The sequence below is a fragment of the Lysinibacillus sp. NPDC093190 genome (assembly GCF_050280425.1).
Classification (GTDB): domain Bacteria; phylum Bacillota; class Bacilli; order Bacillales_A; family Planococcaceae; genus Lysinibacillus.
The window spans coordinates 1-20,139 of record NZ_JBNNVG010000040.1 but is presented as its reverse complement, the minus strand read 5'-3'; the positions used below and the strand labels follow the sequence as shown (position 1 = coordinate 20,139).

At 38.1% G+C, this 20,139-nt stretch carries 23 protein-coding genes and 1 pseudogene; 4 read left to right on the top strand and 20 right to left on the bottom strand.

Annotated features, from left to right (window positions below; all coding sequences use genetic code 11):
* Positions 1–13 precede the first annotated feature (13 nt).
* From ACQKOF_RS22415 to ACQKOF_RS22325, 19 genes and pseudogenes are all read right to left on the bottom strand, one after another.
* Complete coding sequence (locus ACQKOF_RS22415) at positions 14–520, bottom strand: ubiquinol-cytochrome c reductase iron-sulfur subunit (protein ID WP_427561954.1); 507 nt, start codon at positions 518–520, stop codon at positions 14–16.
* A 154-nt stretch (positions 521–674) separates the two neighbouring features.
* Positions 675–1,124: a DUF2487 family protein gene (locus tag ACQKOF_RS22410; RefSeq protein WP_427561951.1), complete on the bottom strand. Its 450-nt coding sequence runs from the start codon at positions 1,122–1,124 to the stop codon at positions 675–677.
* A 207-nt stretch (positions 1,125–1,331) separates the two neighbouring features.
* Entirely contained in the window at positions 1,332–1,889 is a 558-nt protein-coding gene (locus tag ACQKOF_RS22405) for a ReoY family proteolytic degradation factor (protein WP_370047958.1), read from the bottom strand.
* A gap of 14 nt (positions 1,890–1,903) precedes the next feature.
* Positions 1,904–3,172 carry a tetratricopeptide repeat protein gene (locus tag ACQKOF_RS22400; RefSeq protein WP_427561948.1) on the bottom strand — a complete coding sequence of 423 codons (1,269 nt, stop codon included), beginning with the start codon at positions 3,170–3,172 and terminating at the stop codon, positions 1,904–1,906.
* 95 nt (positions 3,173–3,267) lie between these two features.
* The gene (gene aroA, locus ACQKOF_RS22395) at positions 3,268–4,554 is read right to left on the bottom strand and encodes a 3-phosphoshikimate 1-carboxyvinyltransferase (RefSeq protein ID WP_427561945.1); all 1,287 of its coding nucleotides are present in this window, start codon (positions 4,552–4,554) and stop codon (positions 3,268–3,270) included.
* A 92-nt stretch (positions 4,555–4,646) separates the two neighbouring features.
* Complete coding sequence (locus ACQKOF_RS22390) at positions 4,647–5,744, bottom strand: prephenate dehydrogenase (RefSeq protein WP_427561942.1); 1,098 nt, start codon at positions 5,742–5,744, stop codon at positions 4,647–4,649.
* Complete coding sequence (gene hisC / locus ACQKOF_RS22385) at positions 5,741–6,841, bottom strand: histidinol-phosphate transaminase (protein WP_427561939.1); 1,101 nt, start codon at positions 6,839–6,841, stop codon at positions 5,741–5,743. Before hisC ends, ACQKOF_RS22390 begins: the two co-directional genes overlap by 4 nt.
* A gap of 18 nt (positions 6,842–6,859) precedes the next feature.
* Positions 6,860–7,228: a chorismate mutase gene (gene aroH, locus ACQKOF_RS22380; protein ID WP_427561937.1), complete on the bottom strand. Its 369-nt coding sequence runs from the start codon at positions 7,226–7,228 to the stop codon at positions 6,860–6,862.
* On the bottom strand, positions 7,225–8,316 hold the full coding sequence (aroB, locus tag ACQKOF_RS22375) for a 3-dehydroquinate synthase (protein ID WP_427561934.1): 1,092 nt from the start codon (positions 8,314–8,316) through the stop codon (positions 7,225–7,227). Before aroB ends, aroH begins: the two co-directional genes overlap by 4 nt.
* A 1-nt stretch (position 8,317) precedes the next feature.
* A complete protein-coding gene (gene aroC, locus ACQKOF_RS22370; protein WP_427561931.1) occupies positions 8,318–9,499 on the bottom strand; it encodes a chorismate synthase in 1,182 nt (393 codons plus the stop codon).
* Between the two features lie 449 nt (positions 9,500–9,948).
* Positions 9,949–10,719 carry a CheR family methyltransferase gene (locus ACQKOF_RS22365; protein WP_427561928.1) on the bottom strand — a complete coding sequence of 257 codons (771 nt, stop codon included), beginning with the start codon at positions 10,717–10,719 and terminating at the stop codon, positions 9,949–9,951.
* Between the two features lie 84 nt (positions 10,720–10,803).
* Positions 10,804–11,034 carry a hypothetical protein gene (locus ACQKOF_RS22360; RefSeq protein WP_427561925.1) on the bottom strand — a complete coding sequence of 77 codons (231 nt, stop codon included), beginning with the start codon at positions 11,032–11,034 and terminating at the stop codon, positions 10,804–10,806.
* A gap of 195 nt (positions 11,035–11,229) precedes the next feature.
* Positions 11,230–12,855 (bottom strand): long-chain fatty acid--CoA ligase, encoded by a 1,626-nt coding sequence (locus ACQKOF_RS22355; protein WP_427561923.1) that lies wholly within the window; start codon positions 12,853–12,855, stop codon positions 11,230–11,232.
* Positions 12,856–13,076: 221 nt separating this feature from the next.
* Positions 13,077–13,838, bottom strand: a complete 762-nt coding sequence (locus ACQKOF_RS22350; protein WP_427561920.1) for a 3-hydroxyacyl-CoA dehydrogenase — start codon at positions 13,836–13,838, stop codon at positions 13,077–13,079.
* A gap of 15 nt (positions 13,839–13,853) precedes the next feature.
* Complete coding sequence (locus ACQKOF_RS22345) at positions 13,854–15,002, bottom strand: thiolase family protein (RefSeq protein ID WP_427561917.1); 1,149 nt, start codon at positions 15,000–15,002, stop codon at positions 13,854–13,856.
* A 324-nt stretch (positions 15,003–15,326) separates the two neighbouring features.
* A pseudogene (locus tag ACQKOF_RS22340) lies at positions 15,327–15,452 on the bottom strand (nucleoside-diphosphate kinase); the annotation flags it as partial.
* 391 nt (positions 15,453–15,843) lie between these two features.
* Positions 15,844–16,284, bottom strand: a complete 441-nt coding sequence (locus ACQKOF_RS22335; protein ID WP_427561915.1) for a hypothetical protein — start codon at positions 16,282–16,284, stop codon at positions 15,844–15,846.
* A 98-nt stretch (positions 16,285–16,382) separates the two neighbouring features.
* Positions 16,383–16,622, bottom strand: a complete 240-nt coding sequence (locus tag ACQKOF_RS22330; protein WP_427561912.1) for a transposase — start codon at positions 16,620–16,622, stop codon at positions 16,383–16,385.
* Positions 16,619–17,329 carry a transposase gene (locus ACQKOF_RS22325; RefSeq protein WP_427561909.1) on the bottom strand — a complete coding sequence of 237 codons (711 nt, stop codon included), beginning with the start codon at positions 17,327–17,329 and terminating at the stop codon, positions 16,619–16,621. Before ACQKOF_RS22325 ends, ACQKOF_RS22330 begins: the two co-directional genes overlap by 4 nt.
* Before the next feature lie 259 nt (positions 17,330–17,588).
* Between ACQKOF_RS22325 and ACQKOF_RS22320 the strand changes: the two genes are divergently transcribed.
* The 3 genes from ACQKOF_RS22320 to tnpB all read left to right on the top strand — a co-directional run bounded on the left by ACQKOF_RS22320 (position 17,589) and on the right by tnpB (position 18,608).
* Positions 17,589–17,924, top strand: a complete 336-nt coding sequence (locus tag ACQKOF_RS22320) for a histidine kinase (RefSeq protein WP_427561906.1) — start codon at positions 17,589–17,591, stop codon at positions 17,922–17,924.
* A 139-nt stretch (positions 17,925–18,063) separates the two neighbouring features.
* Positions 18,064–18,258 (top strand): hypothetical protein, encoded by a 195-nt coding sequence (locus tag ACQKOF_RS22315; protein WP_427561903.1) that lies wholly within the window; start codon positions 18,064–18,066, stop codon positions 18,256–18,258.
* A complete protein-coding gene (tnpB, locus tag ACQKOF_RS22310) occupies positions 18,255–18,608 on the top strand; it encodes an IS66 family insertion sequence element accessory protein TnpB (protein ID WP_427561900.1) in 354 nt (117 codons plus the stop codon). Before ACQKOF_RS22315 ends, tnpB begins: the two co-directional genes overlap by 4 nt.
* A 96-nt stretch (positions 18,609–18,704) precedes the next feature.
* Here the strand turns inward: tnpB and ACQKOF_RS22305 are convergent, their stop codons facing one another.
* Positions 18,705–18,884 (bottom strand): hypothetical protein, encoded by a 180-nt coding sequence (locus tag ACQKOF_RS22305; RefSeq protein WP_427561897.1) that lies wholly within the window; start codon positions 18,882–18,884, stop codon positions 18,705–18,707.
* A 478-nt stretch (positions 18,885–19,362) separates the two neighbouring features.
* Between ACQKOF_RS22305 and ACQKOF_RS22300 the strand changes: the two genes are divergently transcribed.
* Positions 19,363–19,761, top strand: coding sequence for a hypothetical protein (locus tag ACQKOF_RS22300; RefSeq protein ID WP_427561895.1), 399 nt, complete (start codon positions 19,363–19,365; stop codon positions 19,759–19,761).
* Positions 19,762–20,139: the final 378 nt, after the last annotated feature.

Sequence of the window (20,139 nt, the reverse complement as noted above, 5' to 3'; positions counted from 1 at the left end):
GTTTTGTACCCCCTTACTTAACTAGAGTATTTGCTTTAGTTGGACCAAGCGATAAGTAACCATCTTCTTCTTTAACTTCGTATTCATCCAACGGACCTGTAGGCGGTGTACCTGGTACGTTTTTACCATTTTTCTCGTAACGTCCAGCGTGACAAGGACAGAAGAATTGATTCGGATGTGCTGAATCTTGCTCCCAGCCCACCATACATCCTAAATGTTTACAAACAGGAGATAATGCAACGATTTGATCGCCATCTTTGTAAACCCAAGCTACGTTTGTTACTTCTGATTTGTACCATGCGTCAACTTGTTCAAATTTTAAGTCAACTTTAACTGGTTTGTCAGTAATATCAGCGATTTTATGCTCTGTCTTTATAAAATTCCCACCATCATGTTTTTGTAATAATGGGTCAACTGCAAAACGAAGCATCGGCATCAGCATACCTGCCGCCATAAAGCCACCTACACCAGTTAGTGTATAGCTTAGGAATTGACGACGTGAAACTCGATTATTACTCATTTTTTTCCCCCCTCTAACTTAAAGGTCAGTCCAACGGACATTCTTTTACAAATAGTAATACTAGGACATATCTATGATATATCAACTCCATAGCTTGGTCAATATAGCATTCTGTGGAAAGCTGGAGAATGTGAACATTTATTGAAACAAATTGTTAAATCTGTGCCCATTTGGTCGAAAACATCGGAATCACTTGTCGCAATTGATCTTCGAGAATGGAGTTTTTCACGCCTTTATCCATACTTTCTAACGGAATCGCTGGTAGCCAAATAACATTTACTTCATCTCCAATATTTGTCCAAAAATGGTCACAAGTAATGAAGAACACATGCTTAAAACCAGCATTATGTAATTGTGCCTCTAATTGCTTTGGCATATCTTCGTTTTTTAATGTTGCACTATACGAAAATGGTGGCATCAGTAATAGACGGCCTTTAAACTGTTGTTCGATAAAAGATGTGAGCGATAACAAAAAATCTGCCTCTGTACCACTCTGTTTCATTTTTTCAGAAGTTAAATCGATGGTTACGAGTGGGACAATTGCTGTATCGATAAATTCCTTCTGTGCCATAAACGATGTCACATCGCTTGCATTAAAATACATCTCATAAACCTCCTCATGTTGCATAAATCAATTTCCCTTGGAGTAATTGTTATCTTCGTTCAGTAGGTGTTTGGTACCACTGAATGAAGATAAAAAAATGCCCTTCTCCACTCTTCAATAGGATAGCCAATAAAAAGTGAAAACAATCATTCACTTGTTATGTTATCATATCGAGGTAGATAAAGGACATTCAATTTTTACCTAAAACTAATGTAAATTAGCCGTTTCCTTTAAAGCTTGTAACAAATTAGACAATTCATAAAAGCGCTCTTCATCTCCCTGATCGAGGGCTTCATCAATTTGCGCGAGTAATTTTTCTTCTTGGAATACGAGTAAGCTGTTGGAAAGCAGCTCTTCTGCCAGTAAACGATCTTTTTCACTGACAATGAGTGCTTCCGGCATATAAGGGTTTTCTTCAAGAACTGCTAAGTATTGTGCACTTGGTGGTACATTTGGAAAATTCAATTGTATATACATATCTTCATGTTCATGTAAGCGTAAATCGTGGAAAGATTTCTCGGCATCTGCTGTCATTACATTTCCTTTGTAAAAACGAAATGGCACACCTGTTGAGTCAACTGTTGACATCACCATTGCTCTAGGGCAATAGTGGGCTTCTTCAACAAATCGAATTCGTGTTAATAACTCATCGTTGCTTAATAAATAATTCAATATCCATACACACTCACGACGTTTCAATTGATAATTTTTTAAAAACCATCTAACAAATGCTTTTTTATCGACAACTGATACAGAAGCAGTCATACCCACTCCCTCCTTTACTCAAATTCTAAGGTTTCTAACTTCTCTTGCCACTCAAGTTCACCTGGCTGAATAGTTATTAATTGACCGAGTACTTCTTTAGCTTCTGAACGCTTTCCTTCCTCTAATAAGAAATAAACATATCTTTCCAAAAATACTGCATCTTCCTTAAAATCATTATATGCCAAACGGTAAAATTCGTATGCACGGTCGTACAATTCTAAATTTTCATATGCAACCGCAGCAAATGGGTATAAAGTGCTCCATTCAAAATCATTTTTTTGCAACGTTTCAAATAATTCTATTACATCCTCGTGACGCTCTTGTTGTGACAACACGGAGATTAATGCTAATACTGCCTCCATGTATTCAGGATCTAAAGCAATGGCTTCACGTAGATGCTGCTCGCCTTCAGCTGGCAAGCCAGTTTTTAAAGCCATTTTACCAGCGAATAAGAATAAGGACTTATCATATTCGTCACGCTTTAATCCTTCCAGAATGGCAGCGTATGCTTTTTTATTGTCCTCCGTCATAGCATAGCTTTCAGCAAGTAATAAATAGGCAGAAAAATAATCAGGGTCTAATTCTTTTAATTCCTCTAATTGTTTAATGGCCATTTCATATTTTTGTGATTGAAAGGCTGAATATGCAGCACCAAATAAAACATCTGGCTTTACTTCATCATCAAGTGCTTTTAAATAGTAATCTAAAGCCGTTTCATAGGCAGCTCCTGCACGATACACCTCAGCAAGTCTTTCAACAAGACTTACCCCAGCAAATTCAACTTGTTGTTCATACAAATCTTCATACAATCTCGCAGCCTCTAAAAAACGACCCGTTTCAAATAAAAGCTCCGCTTTAGCAAATTGTAATAATGGCTCTTCTGGTAATATAGATAGTGCCTCATTGATGCGCATTTCTGCTACTTCAAATAATCCTTGCATTTGATAATAATCCGCTAATACTAATAATGCTTGAGGATATTCTGGAGATGACTCCTCTACTTCTAATAAAAAATCTAACGCTTCATCTTCATCGCCAAGTTCCATTAAGACGTTTGCACGATCAATTTTTAACTGTGCCTCTTCTGGGAATAAAAATTGTAAATGCTCCAGTACACGGTCAGCTTCCTTCATATATCCATACTGCATAAAAACTTCAGATAGCGCATAAATTTCCTCAGGTAGCTCCTTCGTTAAAAATGTTTCAAGTAGCTGTTCAATTAATGCTAAGTCCCCTTGTTCAAGTGCTTGCATCATTTCAGTCATCGCATTGTTCACAGTCATTCACCTATTCTTTCATTAATACCTTTATGCTACAAAACATTTTCTTTCGAAACAAGAAAAAACTCCCCAAAAGACTTGGAGAGTCAAGCATAGATTTATATTACTTCCTCTATATGCTCGAAAAACGATGGGTAAGAAACCGCAATACATTCTGCGTCATCTAAAGTAACAGACCCATCTGATATTAGTGCTGCAACAGCGCCCATCATTCCTATACGATGATCACCATAGGTTTGAAGGCTAGCACTACGTAATTGAGTTGGCCCTTCAATAATCATTCCATCCTCAGTTGCTTCAATATTAGCACCTAGTTTTTTCAATTCATCCACTACAGCCGTTATCCGGTCTGTTTCCTTCACTTTTAACTCCTCGGCATCCTTAATAATAGTTTTACCGTTTGCCTGCGTTGCTAATAAAGCAAGGATCGGGATTTCATCTATAAGACGAGGAATCATATCTCCCGCAATTGTAGTTCCTTTTAATGTTGACGTTTCAATTGTAATTGTTGCTGTCGGCTCTGATTGGCTAACTTCATTCGGCATAAGTGTTATAGATGCTCCCATATTATGAAGCACTTCGATGATACCATCTCGTGTAGGATTAATTCCGACATTTTCTAACGTTATTTTACTATCTTCACAGATAGCTCCCGCTACTAAGAAAAAGGCAGCAGATGAAATATCACCTGGCACAGAAACATGCGTCCCTGTTAGAGTTTGCCCTCCTTTTAATGAAATAACACCATCCACCTCATCAACCTGTGCACCAAATTGACGTAGCATTCTCTCAGTATGATCTCGAGATACTTCAGTTTCTCGCACAATTGTAGTACCTTCAGCACGTAAACCCGCAAGTAAAATAGCTGACTTTACCTGTGCACTTGCAACAGGCATGTGGTAATCAATAGCTTGTACTGTCGTACCTTGAATGGCTAATGGCGTATATTGCCCATCTGCCCTTCCGGTAATGTGAGCACCCATTTGACGTAACGGATCAATAACACGGCGCATCGGTCGCTTTCCAATTGACGCATCCCCTGTCATCACTGAATGTACATTAGATCCAGCTAGAATCCCTAGCATTAAGCGTGTCGTCGTACCAGAGTTTCCTGTGTATAGTACCTCTGTAGGCTCTTGCCAACCCTCAATACCTGGGCTGTCGATGGATACATTTGTTCCTTCCACATCAATTTTTACACCAAGCTTTCGGAAACAATCAATTGTACTCAAACAATCCTCACCTAATAAAAAGCCGTCAACTGTCGTTTTACCCGTTGCAATAGCTCCAAACATAACGGAACGGTGAGAAATAGATTTATCACCTGGAATCGTTAAAGTCCCTTGTAAGGAAGGTTTATCATATTGTAATACTTTTTCACTCATTGGTTTTTTCCCTCCAATATGAAGATAGAAAGCGCCGTAATTCCGACGCTTTCTTTTAAACTGTTATTTCCTATTCAGATTTCCGAGGCTGCCTATGAAATATATGTTTCATAATTAGCACGATTTTGTATACACGCTGCTGCACGTTCACGGTCACTTTCGCTTTGTAAGCTAATAACAAGAATCCCGAAAACGTCTTCTCGTGACTCTACGATACGTAAATTCGTAATACTAATCGCTTCGTCTGCAAGTAAGCCTGTCACCTCAGAAATAACCCCTGGATAGTCAGGAACGTCAACATATAAGTCAAATGATGTGAACATTGCTCCTGCACTAATCGGTAATTCATCTCTTACTTCTTTGGCAACCGCAAAGTATGTTTCTATGTCATCCGAGCTACCATTTAAAAGCAGCTCCTTTACACGACTCATTTCCTTTTCCCAGCCTTCTAGCTGTGCAATAAGCTCATCTCGATTTTGCAATGTAATATCTCGCCATAAAATCGGATTGGACGAGGCAATACGCGTTACATCACGGAAGCCACCTGCAGCAAGTGAACGTGTCATCGGATATTCCCCATTTTCTCCGCCCAACTGATGCACAAGAGAAGCAGCAACGACATGTGGAAAATGACTAACTACAGCTGTCATATGATCATGCTCACGAGCAGATACACTTACAACCTTTGCATGTGTAAACTTTAATAGACTTTCAAGCTGTGCCATTTTAACAATTTCTTCACCGGCGAGCGGTGTTAACATATAATACGCATTTTCAAAAAGGTGAGCCTTTGCAGCTAAAACACCGCTTTTATGTGAGCCTGCCATTGGATGTCCTCCAATAAAGGTAATGCCTAACTCACGTAGCTCCCCAGCCTTTTGCATAATCATCTTTTTTGTACTGCCTGTATCTGTTACGATTACTTTATTTTTTAACGGCCATGTTTTTAATTGTTCCATCCATTCAAGTGTTGCGTTGACGGGAGTGCCAAAAATGATAACATCCACGTCGGCTGCAACTTCTCTGGGGTCTGACACAATATCATGAACAATATTTAATGTTTTCGCATGTTCACGTGTTTTCGCATCCATATCATAGCCAATAATTTTTGTTTCTGGTGCCTTTTGCAATGCCAAGGCAATTGAGCCTCCAATTAGACCTAGCCCAATAACGAGCACGTTGCGTGTCATGCAAAAACTCCTTGCTCTTTTAGGACGTTTTCAAGGTGACCTAACAACGCTTCGTTTTGAGCCTCTGTTCCGATTGTCACGCGGATAAACCCAGGTAATCCTAACGCATTTCCGCTACGGACTATAAAGCCTCGTTTCATTAGCTCATTGAAAACAACATCACTATCAGTATTCGTATTAAAGAAAATAAAGTTCGTATCAGAAGGGAAGTATTTCAAATTATGTTTTTCGCAGAATTCAATATATTGTTTTTTACCTATTTCATTTGCTTCACGGCAAGCTTTTATATATTCTCGATCACTTAACGCGATTGTCGCAACTGCTTGACTTAAAATTGTATTATTAAATGGCGCTCTTACTGGATCTAGTTTAGCAATCACGTCTTGTTGCCCAATTGCATAACCAACTCGGAAAGACGCAAGACCATATGCTTTTGAGAATGTACGCATTAATAGTACATTCGGAAACTCATCAATTAACGGTAGAGTATCTTTGTGACCAGGATTCGTTACGTATTCGATATATGCTTCATCTAATACTACTAGCACATCACTTGGAACCTTAGCTAAAAATGCACGCAATTCAACATCAGGTATCACCACACCTGTTGGATTATTTGGACTACAAACCCAAACGATCGATGTGTTACCATCAATTGCAGCTACCATTGCATCTAAATCATGTGCACCTTCGATACAAGGAACTTTACGTATCTCTGCGCCTTCTATTTCAGCATTGTGCCAGTATTGAGAAAAGGATGGGTCTGCCATCACTGTGTTTACACCTGGATACAACAATGCACGAGTAATAATTGCAATGATATCATCGGAGCCGTTACCAAAAAGAAGCTGTGTTTCTTTGACACCTAGATGATTTGCAACAGCTGTACGTAAATTTTGCGCATAGCCGTCTGGATAGATAGCATGATTTACTGAATTATTTTGTAAATAAGCAGTTACCTTAGGTGAGCACCCAAATGGGTTTTCATTAGATGCTAATTTTACGACTTCTTGTAAGCCATATTCACGTTGCACTTCTTCAATTGGTTTACCAGGCTTATATGCTTGCATACCGTCCAATTGTTGTTTCCATTTCATCTCAAACATCTCCTCTATTTATTTAGCTTGGGCTAAATCTGGTCTTAATTTCACTGCATCATTGAGATACAAGTGTTTTACATCCTTTTGTGCCACTTCCACATTCGCATGGATTAATACACGAATACAAAGTGGCAATGCGTTTGGCACGTCCATTTCATGCGTACACATGACAGGTACATATTGCCATCCGTCCATTAACCGTACAGCACGTGCCGGAAATGCTGACGTAATATCAGGTGTTGTGGATATTAGTATAGAAGCAATATCATCTATTTCCACATTATTTGCTGCTACTACTTCACGCACTAACCTTGCTGTCTCATCCCATACATGCTCTGGCTTGTCAGATTCAATTGTAATTGCTCCTCTAAGTCCACGAATCATACAAGCACCTCCGCTAATAGCTGTCGGAATTCGGCATCTACTTCTCTGCACTCTGCTAAATCAATTGGTTGTATGAACGGTTTACCGATTTTATCCAGCAATACAAATTGTAAAATACCATACTCCGCTTTTTTATCTTTCATTAAATACTCTGTTAACTGTTCAAAGGTATATTCTTTCACAGCTTCAAATGGATAGCCATTCTTCACTGCAAATTGCAAAAATGCTGTAGTGAAGTTACGGTCTAATTCACCGTATCGTTCACTTAATAATAAACAATATACGAGACCAATCATTACAGCCTCTCCATGCGCTACTTTTCCATAACCAGCGGCCGCTTCAATGGCATGCCCATAAGTATGGCCTAAGTTTAAAAATTTCCGCACGGATTGCTCGGTTTCGTCCTCTGCTACGATTTGCGCCTTCACTTCAATACCTTTTCTAAGCTGCTTTGCTAATTCTTCTGTGTTGAAATGAATAACTGTCTCTGCAGCCATTAATTCCTCTAACCACGCTACATTAGAAATCATCGCATGCTTGATCACTTCTGCTGTTCCTGAACGTACCTCGCGCTCAGGTAAACTTTCGATAAATACAGTATCGTAAATAACTCCCTCAGGTTGATAAAACGCACCAATCATATTCTTACCTAGTGGATGGTTAATAGCTGTTTTACCGCCTACTGCTGAGTCATGTGCTAAAATCGTCGTTGGGATTTGAATAAACGGCACTCCACGCATATAAGTGGCTGCCACAAAGCCTGTTAAATCACCTACAGCACCCCCACCAAATGCAAAAATAAATGATTTACGCGAGCATTTTTGTTCAAGTAAAAATGTTTGTGCTGCATTGTATTGTTCGAAGGTTTTACATGCCTCACCACCTGGTAAGACAAAGATCTCAAAATGATAAGGGAAATTAGCCTTGAAATAATCTCCTTGCGCTGCCCATACATTAGCATCCGTAAAAACAATGAGCTTATCCGCTTTTTGAAGCTTATCATCAAATGCTTTTACTGCCTCTGCTAAAAATTTATGACCAAGGACAACCTCATATTGGTGCGATTTCGTTGCTACTGGTACTCGCATATTAGAACCCCTTTGTATAACGACGGTGTTCGTCGATTTGAGCTTTTAGTTGAGGTAATTGATCGCTATGGAATTGTTCCAATATTGCATTCGCTATTTCCCAGGCAATAACGTGCTCAGCAACAACTGATGCTGCTGGTACTGCACAGCTATCCGAGCGCTCTACACTAGCTTTAAATGACTCTTTCGTTTCAATATCAACACTTTGCAACGGTTTATATAATGTAGGAATTGGTTTCATTACACCACGTACGACAATTGGCATTCCAGTAGACATTCCACCTTCTAAACCACCGAGTCGATTTGTTGCACGTGTATAGCCTTCTTCCTCTGACCAAATGATTTCATCATGTACTTCAGAGCCTTTACGGCGTGCCATTTCAAACCCAATACCAAATTCAACACCTTTAAATGCATTGATAGATAGCATTGCAGCTGCTAATTTTGAATCTAGCTTACGATCATAATGAACATATGAACCAACACCCGCTGGCATTCCTTCAACGATGACTTCAACAACACCACCAATTGAGTCTCCCGCTTTTTTCGCTTCATCAATTGCCTCTACCATTTTTGCAGAAGCCTCTGGGTCAACGCAATAGCAAGGATCTGCTTCAACAATGGCACGAATTTCATCTGCAGATTTTCCTTCTACTAAGGAAGTGTCTGCCTTAATACCAATGATTTCTGTTACATGTGCCACAATGGAAATGCCTAGTTCATTTAATAGTGCTTTTGCAACAGAACCTACTGCAACACGTACAGTTGTCTCACGAGCTGAGGAACGCTCTAACACATTACGTAAATCACGGTGTCCGTATTTCATGCCTCCAACTAAATCTGCATGTCCTGGACGAGGGCGTGAAATTTGACGCTTAATATCTTCAGGATTCACATCTTCTGCTAACGGTTCTGCTCCCATAATTTTTGTCCAATGCTTCCAGTCATCATTTGTGACTACGAGTGCTACGGGAGAACCAAGTGTTTGTCCATGACGAACACCAGCGACTATTTCCACTGTATCTGTTTCAATTTGCATCCGGCGACCTCGTCCATGTCCTCCTTGACGACGTTTTAAATCGTGGTTAATTTTTTCTGTTGTAATTGGTAAGAGCGATGGTAAGCCCTCAATAATTGTTGTTAATTGGGGTCCATGTGACTCTCCCGCTGTTAAGTAACGCATAAACACTTTCTCCCTTCAACTCGCTAAAGTATGTATTTTTCACTATAACATATATTCTCTAAAAAAACAGTCCTTTTGCAAATGTCTTTTAAGACTCGTTTTAATTGTTCGCAAATTTCGAATTATTCCAGCAACTTCTATCATTTTTGAAGTTATTTTAGTGCACTTCATTAAATTAGAATATTCTGAACGATTTGTTTGAAAAAAGATAGATTCTTCATCTCATCACTTATTATTAGTCTTCACCGATCAGTTAATTCCCTACCTAAGCTTTCGCTAAATTTTGAGGTTGGAGTCTTACTGCCCATTGTTGCGAGATAACTAATAAAAAATACGCTTTTTGCTTAAAACAAGCGAAAAGCGTACGATTCATCTATGTCTAAAGCTTTAAAAATATGTACATGACATTCATATTGTCTATTGTACGAATGCTTTTCTCATATTATTAACTATTTTCGTCTATAGAAGAATGTATCTTCGACTTCAAACTCATAACGAGATGGATTAAAGATTTGCTCTGTTGATCCAACAAATAGAATCCCATCCTTGCGCAATGCTTTACTAAAATTCGTATAAATCTGATCCTTCGCTTCTTCAGTAAAATAAATCATAACATTGCGGCAGACAATTAAATCATAATTAGAATCGTATTGATCATTAAGTAAATTATGCTTCTTAAAAGTCACACAACGTTTAACCTCGTCCTTGACCCTATAAAAGGAACCTTCTTGCTCAAAATACTTGGCTTTAATATCACTCGGCACTTCAGCTAATGAGCGCTCTGGATACACACCTAATTTCGCCTTTTGAATGACATTCTCATCTAGATCAGTTGCAATGATTTGAATTTGAGATAATGGCACTAATTGCGATAATACCATGACTAAAGAATATGGTTCTTCACCCGTTGAACAAGCAGCACTCCAAATTTTTAAACGTTTATTAGATTGCAATAATTTCGGAAATATTTTTTTCTGTAACACTTCCCAACGCTTCCCATTGCGATAAAATTCGGAAACATTGATCGTCATGCGATCTAAAAACTCATTCATTAAATCACGATCTTGTTCAAGCGCCTTTAGAAAGCCCACAAAATTACGATGTCCCTTTTTCTCATACAGAGATGTTAATCGTCTTTTCATTTGCGCTTCTTTATATAGCGCTAAATCTATTCCTGTCTTGCGCTTTATACCTTCTATAAACTGTTCATAATCAGACATGCGGTCTTCTTCCCCTCTAACGACGTATTTCCATTATAGCGGAAAAGTGCCATTCCTGAAATAGTCTTTCACATGTAATCCAAGTTACTTAATTGAGTTTTGTTTTTCCTCTAATAATAACACTTTGGACTGCTCTAATTCTAGACGCATTTTTTCTGTCTCCACCGTATACGTTTCTAATCTAAGCTTTTCTAGCTCTACTTCCATCTCAATAGCCTTTAATTTAATTTTTTGTTTTTTTGTATGTGCATCTGTAAAAATCCCTGCTAAACTAATAATTACTCCTCCAATAATCGCAATCGTCGCAATTGACAATACATCCACATCCTCTCATTAATAATGATTATACGGCAATATGGAAAAAATAGTTTCATTTTTCTTTTCATTCTTTCATTAATTTAGCTAAAATATTCTCATTGCCATTTGTTAAACGTGATGAGCCTATATCCCCTAAATTTTTACGTAAAAAATGAAGGTAGTTAGTCACCACCTTCAAAATTTTTTAGTCTCCTAAACCTCTACTCTATAATCCTTTAATTCTTCTCGCAATTTTACCTTCATGAATTTTCCTACAGAGGTTTTCGGTATTTCATTTAAAAATACAACATCATCAGGAATCCATGTTTTATGGAATTGCGATCGTAAATCTTCTAGTAGCTCTGATTTCGTAATGGAATCCTTAAATTCAGGCTTTGGTACAACACATGCTAGAGGTCGTTCAATCCATTTTTCGTGAGGAATGGCTATAACAGCAGCCTCAAACACTTTAGGATGTGACATCAAAGCATTTTCAAGCTCTACTGAAGAAATCCATTCTCCACCGCTTTTAATTAAATCTTTTGTCCGATCTGTAATTTTGATATAACCATCTACTGTCACTACAGCAATATCACCAGTGTAGAGCCAGCCATCTTTAAAGGCTTCATTTGTTCGTTCATCGTTATAATACTCTGCAGCAATCCATGGGCCCTTAATTGTCAATTCGCCCATTGTTTTGCCATCCCAAGGTACTTCACCGTTTTCATTGACTACGCGTGTCTCAATAAGCGGCACTGTTATTCCCTGCGTAATACGAACGTCCATTTTTTCATCCATCGTATAATCTTGCATATGTGTTAAATACGTCGATACGCTAACAAGTGGCGACGTCTCGGTCATACCGTAGCCCGTCATGTAAGGAATTTTTAGCTCCTCCTCAAAGCCGCGAACTAGACCGAGCGGCGATGCTGAACCACCACATACAATCAACCGTATTGAAGACAAATCACGAGGATTTTTGCGTTGCTCCTGTAATACCCCAAGCCAAATTGTCGGTACTCCAGCAGTCAACGTTACCTTATATGTTTCAAATAAATCAAGTAATAGCTGCGGTGTAAACATTGGCCCAGGAAGCACCTGTGTAGCACCAAATAATACACCAGCAAACGGAAATCCCCACGCATTCGCATGAAACATTGGTACGACAGGTAGTAAAACATCAGCCTCGCCTATTGCAATACTATCGGAAATTCCTGCTGCCATAGTATGGAGGACAATACTACGATGAGTATATACTACACCCTTTGGCATTCCTGTAGTTGCACTTGTGTAGCACATGCCAGCAGGTGTATTTTCATCTAAATCTTCTGGGAATCTAAAATTATCATTCGCCTCTTCGAGTAATGCCTCATAAGAAAGAGCATTCGGTAATGGGATGTTTTCTAGCTTGACAGCATCTCCCATTACGATAAAATGCTTAACCGATTTAAGCTGTGAGACAATTGGTGCAATAAGTGGTACTAAGTTATCATCAATTAGTAATATTTCATCTTCTGCATGATTAATAACATAAGCAATATGCTCAGGTGCTAATCGAATATTAATCATATGCAATACAGCTCCCGCACATGGTACTGCAAAATATGCTTCTAAATGGCGATGGTGATTCCAAGCAAAGGTACCTACCTTCATACCTCGCTCCATTCCCAGCTTTGTAAGGGCATCTGCTAGCTTACGAGTTCGTTTTACATATTCTTTATAAGTAAACTCGTGAATTGTTGTAGGACTTGTCCGCGAATATATTTTTTTCGCATGAAAAAATCGTTCTGCTCGATCCAAAAAGCTTGTTAATAATAAAGGTGTATCCATCATATGCATAAAAACGCTCCCCTTTGTTCATAAATTTTTGAATCGTCCAAGGCTGACTGCTACTACCATAATTACATACGAAACAAGCTAACTTTTTCGGCTCGCTATCCGCAGACAAGCACTTTTCACTTCAGAGCTTCACGAAGGCGTAATCACGGGAAGGTGATTTTAGCCTTCGGTCATTTTTATCTAGCTTATTTTGCTGGAGTCGAGCACCTTCAAGTTTATCCCTACTTCGGCTGCATACGAATCGCGCCGTCCAAGCGGATTACTTCACCATTTAATAAACCATTTTGGATAATACTTTCGACTAATAGCGCGTATTCTGATGGCTTCCCAAGTCGTTTAGGGAATGGAGTCATTTGGGCAAGCGCTGTTCTTGCTGGCTCTGGTAACGATGCAAACATTGGTGTTTCTACTAATCCTGGAGCAATAGTCATAACACGTACACCAATTTCAGCAAGCTCCCTGGCAATCGGTAACGTCATCGCTGTCACACCACCCTTTGATGCGCTATATGCAGCTTGTCCTATTTGTCCATCAAATGCTGCCACAGATGCAGTATTAATAATAACGCCACGCTGACCATCCTCGTTTGGCTCATTATGTTGCATCTTCTCAGCTGCTAGGCGAATAACATTGAAAGTACCAATTAAATTTACCGAAATTACCTTTTCGAATAAATCGAGGGCATGTACACCACGCTTTGAAAGTACTTTACTTGCATCAGCAATTCCAGCACAATTCACTGTGACATTAATGGACCCAAATCTTGCTACTGCTTGCTCAAGCCCTGCCGCTACATCAGCTTCCTTTGTGACATTAACACGTGCATATTGGACATTCTCCCCTAACTCCTCTACTAGCGCATGTCCTCGCTCGTCATTAAGATCAAAAATTACTGCTTTGCCACCCTCCACAACAATTTTACGAACAGTAGCCTCTCCTAAACCAGATGCTCCCCCTGTTACAACTGCTATTACTTCATTCATCAAACACAACCCCTTTTACATTTTTTCTATAATAGTGGCATTCGCCATTCCCATACCTTCACAAATTGCAAGTAAGCCATAACGTAAATTTTCTCGTTCCATTCTGTATAGCATCGTTGTTAACAGTTTTGTACCAGTCGCTCCCAATGGATGCCCTAAAGCAATTGCTCCTCCATCTGGATTTAATTTATTTTGATCTGCTCCAATTTCATGTAACCAAACTAGTGGTACTGGCGCAAAAGCTTCATTCACTTCATACGTATCAATTTCCTCTATCGTAAGACCTGAACGTTCTAGTGCTTGTCTAGTTGCCTCAATTGGACCAGTTAGCATTAACGTCGGATCCGAGCCAACAACAACCCTTGTAACAATTTTAGCAAGCGGTTGGATATCAAGCTCCTGTGCCTTTTCTAAAGACATAATAACTACTGCTGAGGCACCATCACTCATTTGACTTGCATTACCAGCTGTTATCACACCATCTTCTTGGAAAACGGTTTTTAGTCCATTTAATTTATCAACTGTCGTTTCTGCCCGAGGTCCCTCATCCACAGAAAACGTTGTAACTGCGCCGTCTTCTTGCATAACTTGGACAGGCAGTATTTCCTCTTTAAAATGGCCCGCCTCAATTGCAGCTAATGCTCGTCTATGGCTATTGTAAGCATAGTTATTTAGTTGCTCCTTTGATAAGTTCCATTTTTCCGCTATTTTCTCGGCTGATAACCCTTGATGTATAATTGTATAGTTGTCTTGTAATCGTTTACCCGCGTGAGCACCCTTCATGTTAGACCCCATTGACACCCTCGTCATGCTTTCAACTCCACCAGCAATAACAATGTCCATATCGCCTGCTAAAATAGCCTGTGCGGCGAAATGTACAGCCTGCTGACTTGAGCCACATTGACGATCGATTGTCACACCTGGGACACTTTCCGGAAAGCCTGCCATTAATAAAGCAGTACGGGCTATATTTGCTCCTTGTTCCGCAGTTTGCGTCACACAGCCAAAAATAACATCCTCCACCTGATCCTTGTTGATGCCTGCCCGTTGCACCACTTCTTGCAGAACATCTGCCGCTAAGTCATCTGCTCGAACATTGCTTAATGCCCCTTTACTCCTGCCAACTGCTGTACGAACAGCTGATACAATCACTACTTCTCTCATAAAAAAACCCCTTTGCATTGTCAATTCTCTCGTTTCCTATCATCCAATGTATTTAAATGTTATGAAATATATTCTTAATAATAAACTATTCAAAAACCTTAATTATCAGAATATTGTATCTTTTATTTTACATGACTAAGAAGTATTTAACAATTCTATATGTATCTAGAAGATTCTATCCACTGTTTTAGTAGGTATTTTAGTTTCTTGGGTTCTATCTGTTACTTTAACAAAGCTATCCTTCACTCCATTTCGAAGCACAAAAAAAGCAATTTCAAACTAAATTGAGATTGCTTAATCTATTTGCAAATTAAACTTTGCGAATTAAACTAAATCTTCACCGAAGAATAAGCCAATTTCACGCTCTGCAGAAGCAAGAGAGTCAGAACCGTGAATGATGTTGTGAGAAACAGTTGTTGCATAGTCACCACGGATTGTTCCTGGGTGGCTACCAAAAAATAGACTTTAACGGTTGTCTCTGAAATCACTAATATCATGGGTTCTCCGAAATAAACGAAAAAAAAACTAAATTAGAACTAAGTTTTTTACCTTCTTAATTCCAAACTATACACAATTTCAGCAAGTATTTCAACGATAATAAAAGAGCGATTCTTCACGTCTTCTTATTTAGCTCCCACTCATCTCAAATTAAAAAACGAGATAGACACTTGGTTTACCTCGCTCCTTTGCTTCTCTTATTCTATTGCTTCCTTAACACTTGAGCCTGCTCTGTACGCTCAATAGAACTAACTTGACCAATTGTTCAGTTGACTTCACAGAAACGCTCACAAGGCATTTTATGGCATTGCACTAGAATTCTGTTATACTTACATCTGCTCACTCAATAGGGGAATGCGAATTTATTGATAATTCTTATTTTTTTGCAATCACTAAGAATTATTTCTCCATGAATAGAACCAAGAGGTAGTTCATGTACTTTTTCTGCATATGCCATAGAAAGACCTATATCCTTAACTCCCTTAACTTCGCCCAATACTACTTTAATAGAATTAGGTGTAGGTTCATCATAAATTAACTTTTCAGGTATCTTACCATTAATAATAAATATATCTCTTTCCTGCTGCACATATTTTAAGCCAAAATAATATGGTTTATCACTTTCCTCATCAAGCTCAAATGCTAAATCTTTTACAGCAAATTGCACCATCGAATCAGTTGATTTTAAAAAGTACCATACAACATCTAATAATTCTAAACATCGCTCATATGAAGGTGGTTTTTCGTTATTATGTTCTATACCATCGTAACGGACAGGTTGCACATTCCTTTGGTCTTGTGAATTTTAGTGTGCGGTACTTTTCATCGAAGCTGTCGTAACGGTAGCTATGTTCACGTACACATGTCGGTCTGAAATTCTCATCAAATCCAAGGATATTCGCCTTCATTACGGACATTATAGGGAATGACTGCACGCATTTGATACTTATGTAGTTGACGGTACATTGGTTCATAATCATACCCTACATCGAATATAGCGGTCGTGAAATGTTCAGGAAATTGGTTCTCTACTTTCTTTAAAAGAGGAATCGCGGCTTTACTATCTGACAAATTGGCAGATGTCATGAGGCGTCCAACGATATATTGCCCTTTTGTTGTCACGGCGAGATGACCTTTAAAGCCAAACCAAACGTTTTTTTGCCGTCACTGTTCTTTTTGATGCCCCAATTCGGTTCGATGGGCGCATTTTGCCACAGTGTCTCCAGTGGTGCATCGAGTTGATGCCTGATTTCTTTTTCATAAGTCGATTGATTGGCTTCGATTTCCGCTTGTTTCGTAAGCCAATCCTCGCGTTCTTCTTTTGATTTCCGTCCCCGTTTTTTGGGTGGTGTAGGTTCTTTTTTCTCAGAAGGTTTCGCTGCATCGCGTGATTCGAAATGCGTGGCATCAATCGCGAGGTGCTCATCACAAAGAAACCCTTCTATAAAGGCTGTTTCAATCAATGTATCTTGCATGTAATCGAGGACATCTGATTGACTAATGACGTCGATCATACGCGAATAAGACGCTTCAGAAGGCACAACATCTGAAACAAGAAAACCACAATCTAAGCGGAATAAAGGGTCATTGACCAAACGTTTGATTAAATCCTTGATTGTTGGAATACGCTCGACAATGCGAATAATCAGTGATTGGATCATCGCACCATAGTTTAGTTCACGAGGGGCACCACGCAATGTCCTTTTTAAAAATAACTGAAAAATAGGTTGTAAGTCGAAAGTGGCAAAAATCGCATCAAAACGACGGGAACTTTCCATTTCCAATAATTCTTGGATGTCAAATAGGCTCATTTGTTTTACAATAGTCATAGGGCATTCACCTCATTCAGTATGTTAGTTTCGTCGCTATCATTATACCGAATTTGGGGAGGTGCCCGTTTTTTATTGTTTCAGAACCCCTGATGCTAAAGGGATTAGAATTATGAAATTAACTCAATTGTATTATTATAAAATTTCTTTATTGTTAAATTGGTAGGTAAAGACACTAAAATCGAATTTTTATAGTTTAAAAAATTGTAATTATTAATAAATATAGTCTTGATACTTGATATGGCGGAAGGAGAGGAAAATGAAAAAAAAAATAATTATCTTTAATCTATTATTTTGTATAGTAGTTATTTTTGTTAGTTACAATTATTTTAATTCTAAATCTCGAAACGCTATCGTATACAACTATGTGGAAAACTATATTGAAACTAACTATGGCATTGGTAGAGAAGATTTAAAATCTAAAAAAAACAATTACCGAAGAGGAATGGCGTTGTTTGAAATAGAAGTTAAAGATATAGTAACTAAAAATTATTACTTTTTTGAAGTGAAAATTAGAGATGACTATTCATTAATTTCTATAAAAGATCTTTCTGAGCTTAATCGTAAAAATCATCATAAAAATCAAGCTGATTAAAGAAAGTTTATTTCAACAAGTATCAGAGTATTTCGAGAAAGATATAAAGTTTTACAGTAAGCCCGTAATCAAATAACGCATATAAATAACCAGGCACCTCCGGTACGATAAATGTATCAATTAAAGGAGGTGCTTCTTTATGTCAACTACCAAACTAACAATTGTCCCTGTGACACTAGATCCTATCACTGACAACTCCTCATCAACAACTTCACCACAAAATGCTCCTGAGCCGAGCTGCATCATTAAAACAACTGGTGCTAAAATTTGCTTATTTAATGGCGTAGATGAGCGCATCATCCAAACGATCCTTAAGGAGTTGAATAATCAATGAAGCATGATTTTACGAGCGTGCAGAACATCTACATTATTTGCGGCAAGACCGATATGCGTAAAGGTATTGACGGTCTCGCAACGCTCATTCAGGATTCTTTTAAACTTGATCCATATAGTGATTCCATCTTCTTATTTTCTGGGTGGAGCAAAGACCGCTATAAATGTTTGTACTTTGATGGTGATGGCTTCGCAATGCTTTATAAACAATTAGATAACGGTAAACTGCAATGGCCAAAAGATGAAAAGGAAGTGCGTAATCTTTCACAACAGGAGCTTCGTTGGCTGTTGGAAGGCTTATCACTTCAGCAACCAAAGGCAATTGCGAAATCAGAAAAAGGTGTCTTTTAAATCTATACACCAAAGTGGTATAATCATCCATGACTTATACTGAACGAAATGTGGTGAATACAGTGGGTAACGTGTCTTCTAACCAAAATGAACGATTCATTCAATTACTTGAGCAACAATTGGCTCATTCAAATCAGCAAAATAATGAACTGTCAAAGAAGTTGGATCAATCATTAAAACAAATAGAAGTGTTAAATAAACTATCATTAAAATTAACGTTAGCAATGTAGCTATTGAAGTATATGTAACCCAAACTAAAACACGATTTTCGTTCATAAAACTTAATCCTCCTTAATTCCCAAAACAAAACCTTATTTTACATTATAATGGATTTATTGGGTTAATAACTCCTTGTCGCATCATTATCTTAGCAATATTCAAAATCCTGCCGAAAAGACCCTAGTTTCTCTACTATATTATCTGCACATAATCACATACTTTAAATTTGATACATTTAGACCTTCAAAATACTACTCTATGAACCTCTAACCAATAGGGCAATTTATTCAAGTTTCCTCTGTGTGTCATCATGGATAATTAATGAATAAGCTTCTAAAGTATTTAAACACGCTCGTATCGCTCAAAATGTAACAGCGATGTGTGTTTGTTGTACCACACACATTCATCCCTCTCCAACACTTGCAAACATGCTTCTCTTCATCAAACAACTAATTATTCTAACAGCGTAGCGTAGCTTAGTTTAACAAATACATTCAATTTTATGGTATCCTAATCGAAATACAAATTATGTATAATGAGGGTTATTATAGGAGTAAGTTATTTTTCAGAGCCTACTTATAAAGATGAAGTTGAATTTCACGAGGTTGTATTATTTAGTAGAAGAAATGGCGGAACAGAAATTGGGCGACTAGATAAAATATTTGCTGATTGGAATGAAGCAAATAAAGCTTTAAAGAAGTTGATTACTGGTGGAGCATTTAATTATGGCTCAATTCGAACAATCAAGCGAGATGGTGAAGTAAGCTTTCTTGGTATCTTATTTGAAGCAGGCGAGAAAAATGAAGTATCTCACATATCCGTACAAGATGTTATTGCTATGTTTATCGGTAATCGAAATTTAGGTATTATTCAGCCACTAATGCCATATGCGAAAAGATTAACGGAAGAAGTATTAGAGGGGAATTATGAATAGTAATTTCTTAGTCTAACATATTCGAGAATTATTAATCTTGGAGTCAATAAAACCCTGTTTTTAAATTCACTTGGAGGCTTTTTTCTTAAACAAACGAAAGCCTTCCTTAATAAGAATAGGACTAGCGTGTATGATTAATCTTCATATATGCAAGTCCTTTTGTTATGCTTTCTCAATCACTCCAGTAGCTTAACACAAGACTTTGTAGCTCCCATCAAGCAATCTGTGTCAATGAATTTAGTTATGAAAGGTTCGAGGAGTGTCAAGAAAGGATTTATTAAACAGATGATTTGTCAAATTAAGTGCAACAATTGCTCATTAAAAGCCTCGTTTGCAGTTTTCCAACCAAGACATTTTCTTGGTCGGTTGTTGATATAG

What these genes read in the sequence shown, in the direction of transcription:
- ACQKOF_RS22345 (WP_427561917.1), bottom strand. Translation starts at nt 15,002, where the DNA reads ATGAGAGAAGTAGTGATTGTATCAGCTGTTCGTACAGCAGTTGGCAGG.
- ACQKOF_RS22350 (WP_427561920.1), bottom strand. Translation starts at nt 13,838, where the DNA reads ATGAATGAAGTAATAGCAGTTGTAACAGGGGGAGCATCTGGTTTAGGA.
- ACQKOF_RS22365 (WP_427561928.1), bottom strand. Translation starts at nt 10,719, where the DNA reads ATGTCTGATTATGAACAGTTTATAGAAGGTATAAAGCGCAAGACAGGA.
- ACQKOF_RS22300 (WP_427561895.1), top strand. Translation starts at nt 19,363, where the DNA reads ATGAGGGTTATTATAGGAGTAAGTTATTTTTCAGAGCCTACTTATAAA.
- ACQKOF_RS22315 (WP_427561903.1), top strand. Translation starts at nt 18,064, where the DNA reads ATGTCAACTACCAAACTAACAATTGTCCCTGTGACACTAGATCCTATC.
- ACQKOF_RS22405 (WP_370047958.1), bottom strand. Translation starts at nt 1,889, where the DNA reads ATGACTGCTTCTGTATCAGTTGTCGATAAAAAAGCATTTGTTAGATGG.
- aroH (WP_427561937.1), bottom strand. Translation starts at nt 7,228, where the DNA reads ATGATTCGTGGACTTAGAGGAGCAATTACAATTGAATCTGACAAGCCA.
- ACQKOF_RS22320 (WP_427561906.1), top strand. Translation starts at nt 17,589, where the DNA reads ATGAAAAAAAAAATAATTATCTTTAATCTATTATTTTGTATAGTAGTT.
- ACQKOF_RS22410 (WP_427561951.1), bottom strand. Translation starts at nt 1,124, where the DNA reads ATGTATTTTAATGCAAGCGATGTGACATCGTTTATGGCACAGAAGGAA.
- ACQKOF_RS22355 (WP_427561923.1), bottom strand. Translation starts at nt 12,855, where the DNA reads ATGCATATGATGGATACACCTTTATTATTAACAAGCTTTTTGGATCGA.
- ACQKOF_RS22305 (WP_427561897.1), bottom strand. Translation starts at nt 18,884, where the DNA reads ATGAACGAAAATCGTGTTTTAGTTTGGGTTACATATACTTCAATAGCT.
- aroB (WP_427561934.1), bottom strand. Translation starts at nt 8,316, where the DNA reads ATGCGAGTACCAGTAGCAACGAAATCGCACCAATATGAGGTTGTCCTT.
- hisC (WP_427561939.1), bottom strand. Translation starts at nt 6,841, where the DNA reads ATGAAATGGAAACAACAATTGGACGGTATGCAAGCATATAAGCCTGGT.
- ACQKOF_RS22400 (WP_427561948.1), bottom strand. Translation starts at nt 3,172, where the DNA reads ATGACTGTGAACAATGCGATGACTGAAATGATGCAAGCACTTGAACAA.
- ACQKOF_RS22415 (WP_427561954.1), bottom strand. Translation starts at nt 520, where the DNA reads ATGAGTAATAATCGAGTTTCACGTCGTCAATTCCTAAGCTATACACTA.
- aroA (WP_427561945.1), bottom strand. Translation starts at nt 4,554, where the DNA reads ATGAGTGAAAAAGTATTACAATATGATAAACCTTCCTTACAAGGGACT.
- tnpB (WP_427561900.1), top strand. Translation starts at nt 18,255, where the DNA reads ATGAAGCATGATTTTACGAGCGTGCAGAACATCTACATTATTTGCGGC.
- aroC (WP_427561931.1), bottom strand. Translation starts at nt 9,499, where the DNA reads ATGCGTTACTTAACAGCGGGAGAGTCACATGGACCCCAATTAACAACA.
- ACQKOF_RS22325 (WP_427561909.1), bottom strand. Translation starts at nt 17,329, where the DNA reads ATGACTATTGTAAAACAAATGAGCCTATTTGACATCCAAGAATTATTG.
- ACQKOF_RS22390 (WP_427561942.1), bottom strand. Translation starts at nt 5,744, where the DNA reads ATGACACGCAACGTGCTCGTTATTGGGCTAGGTCTAATTGGAGGCTCA.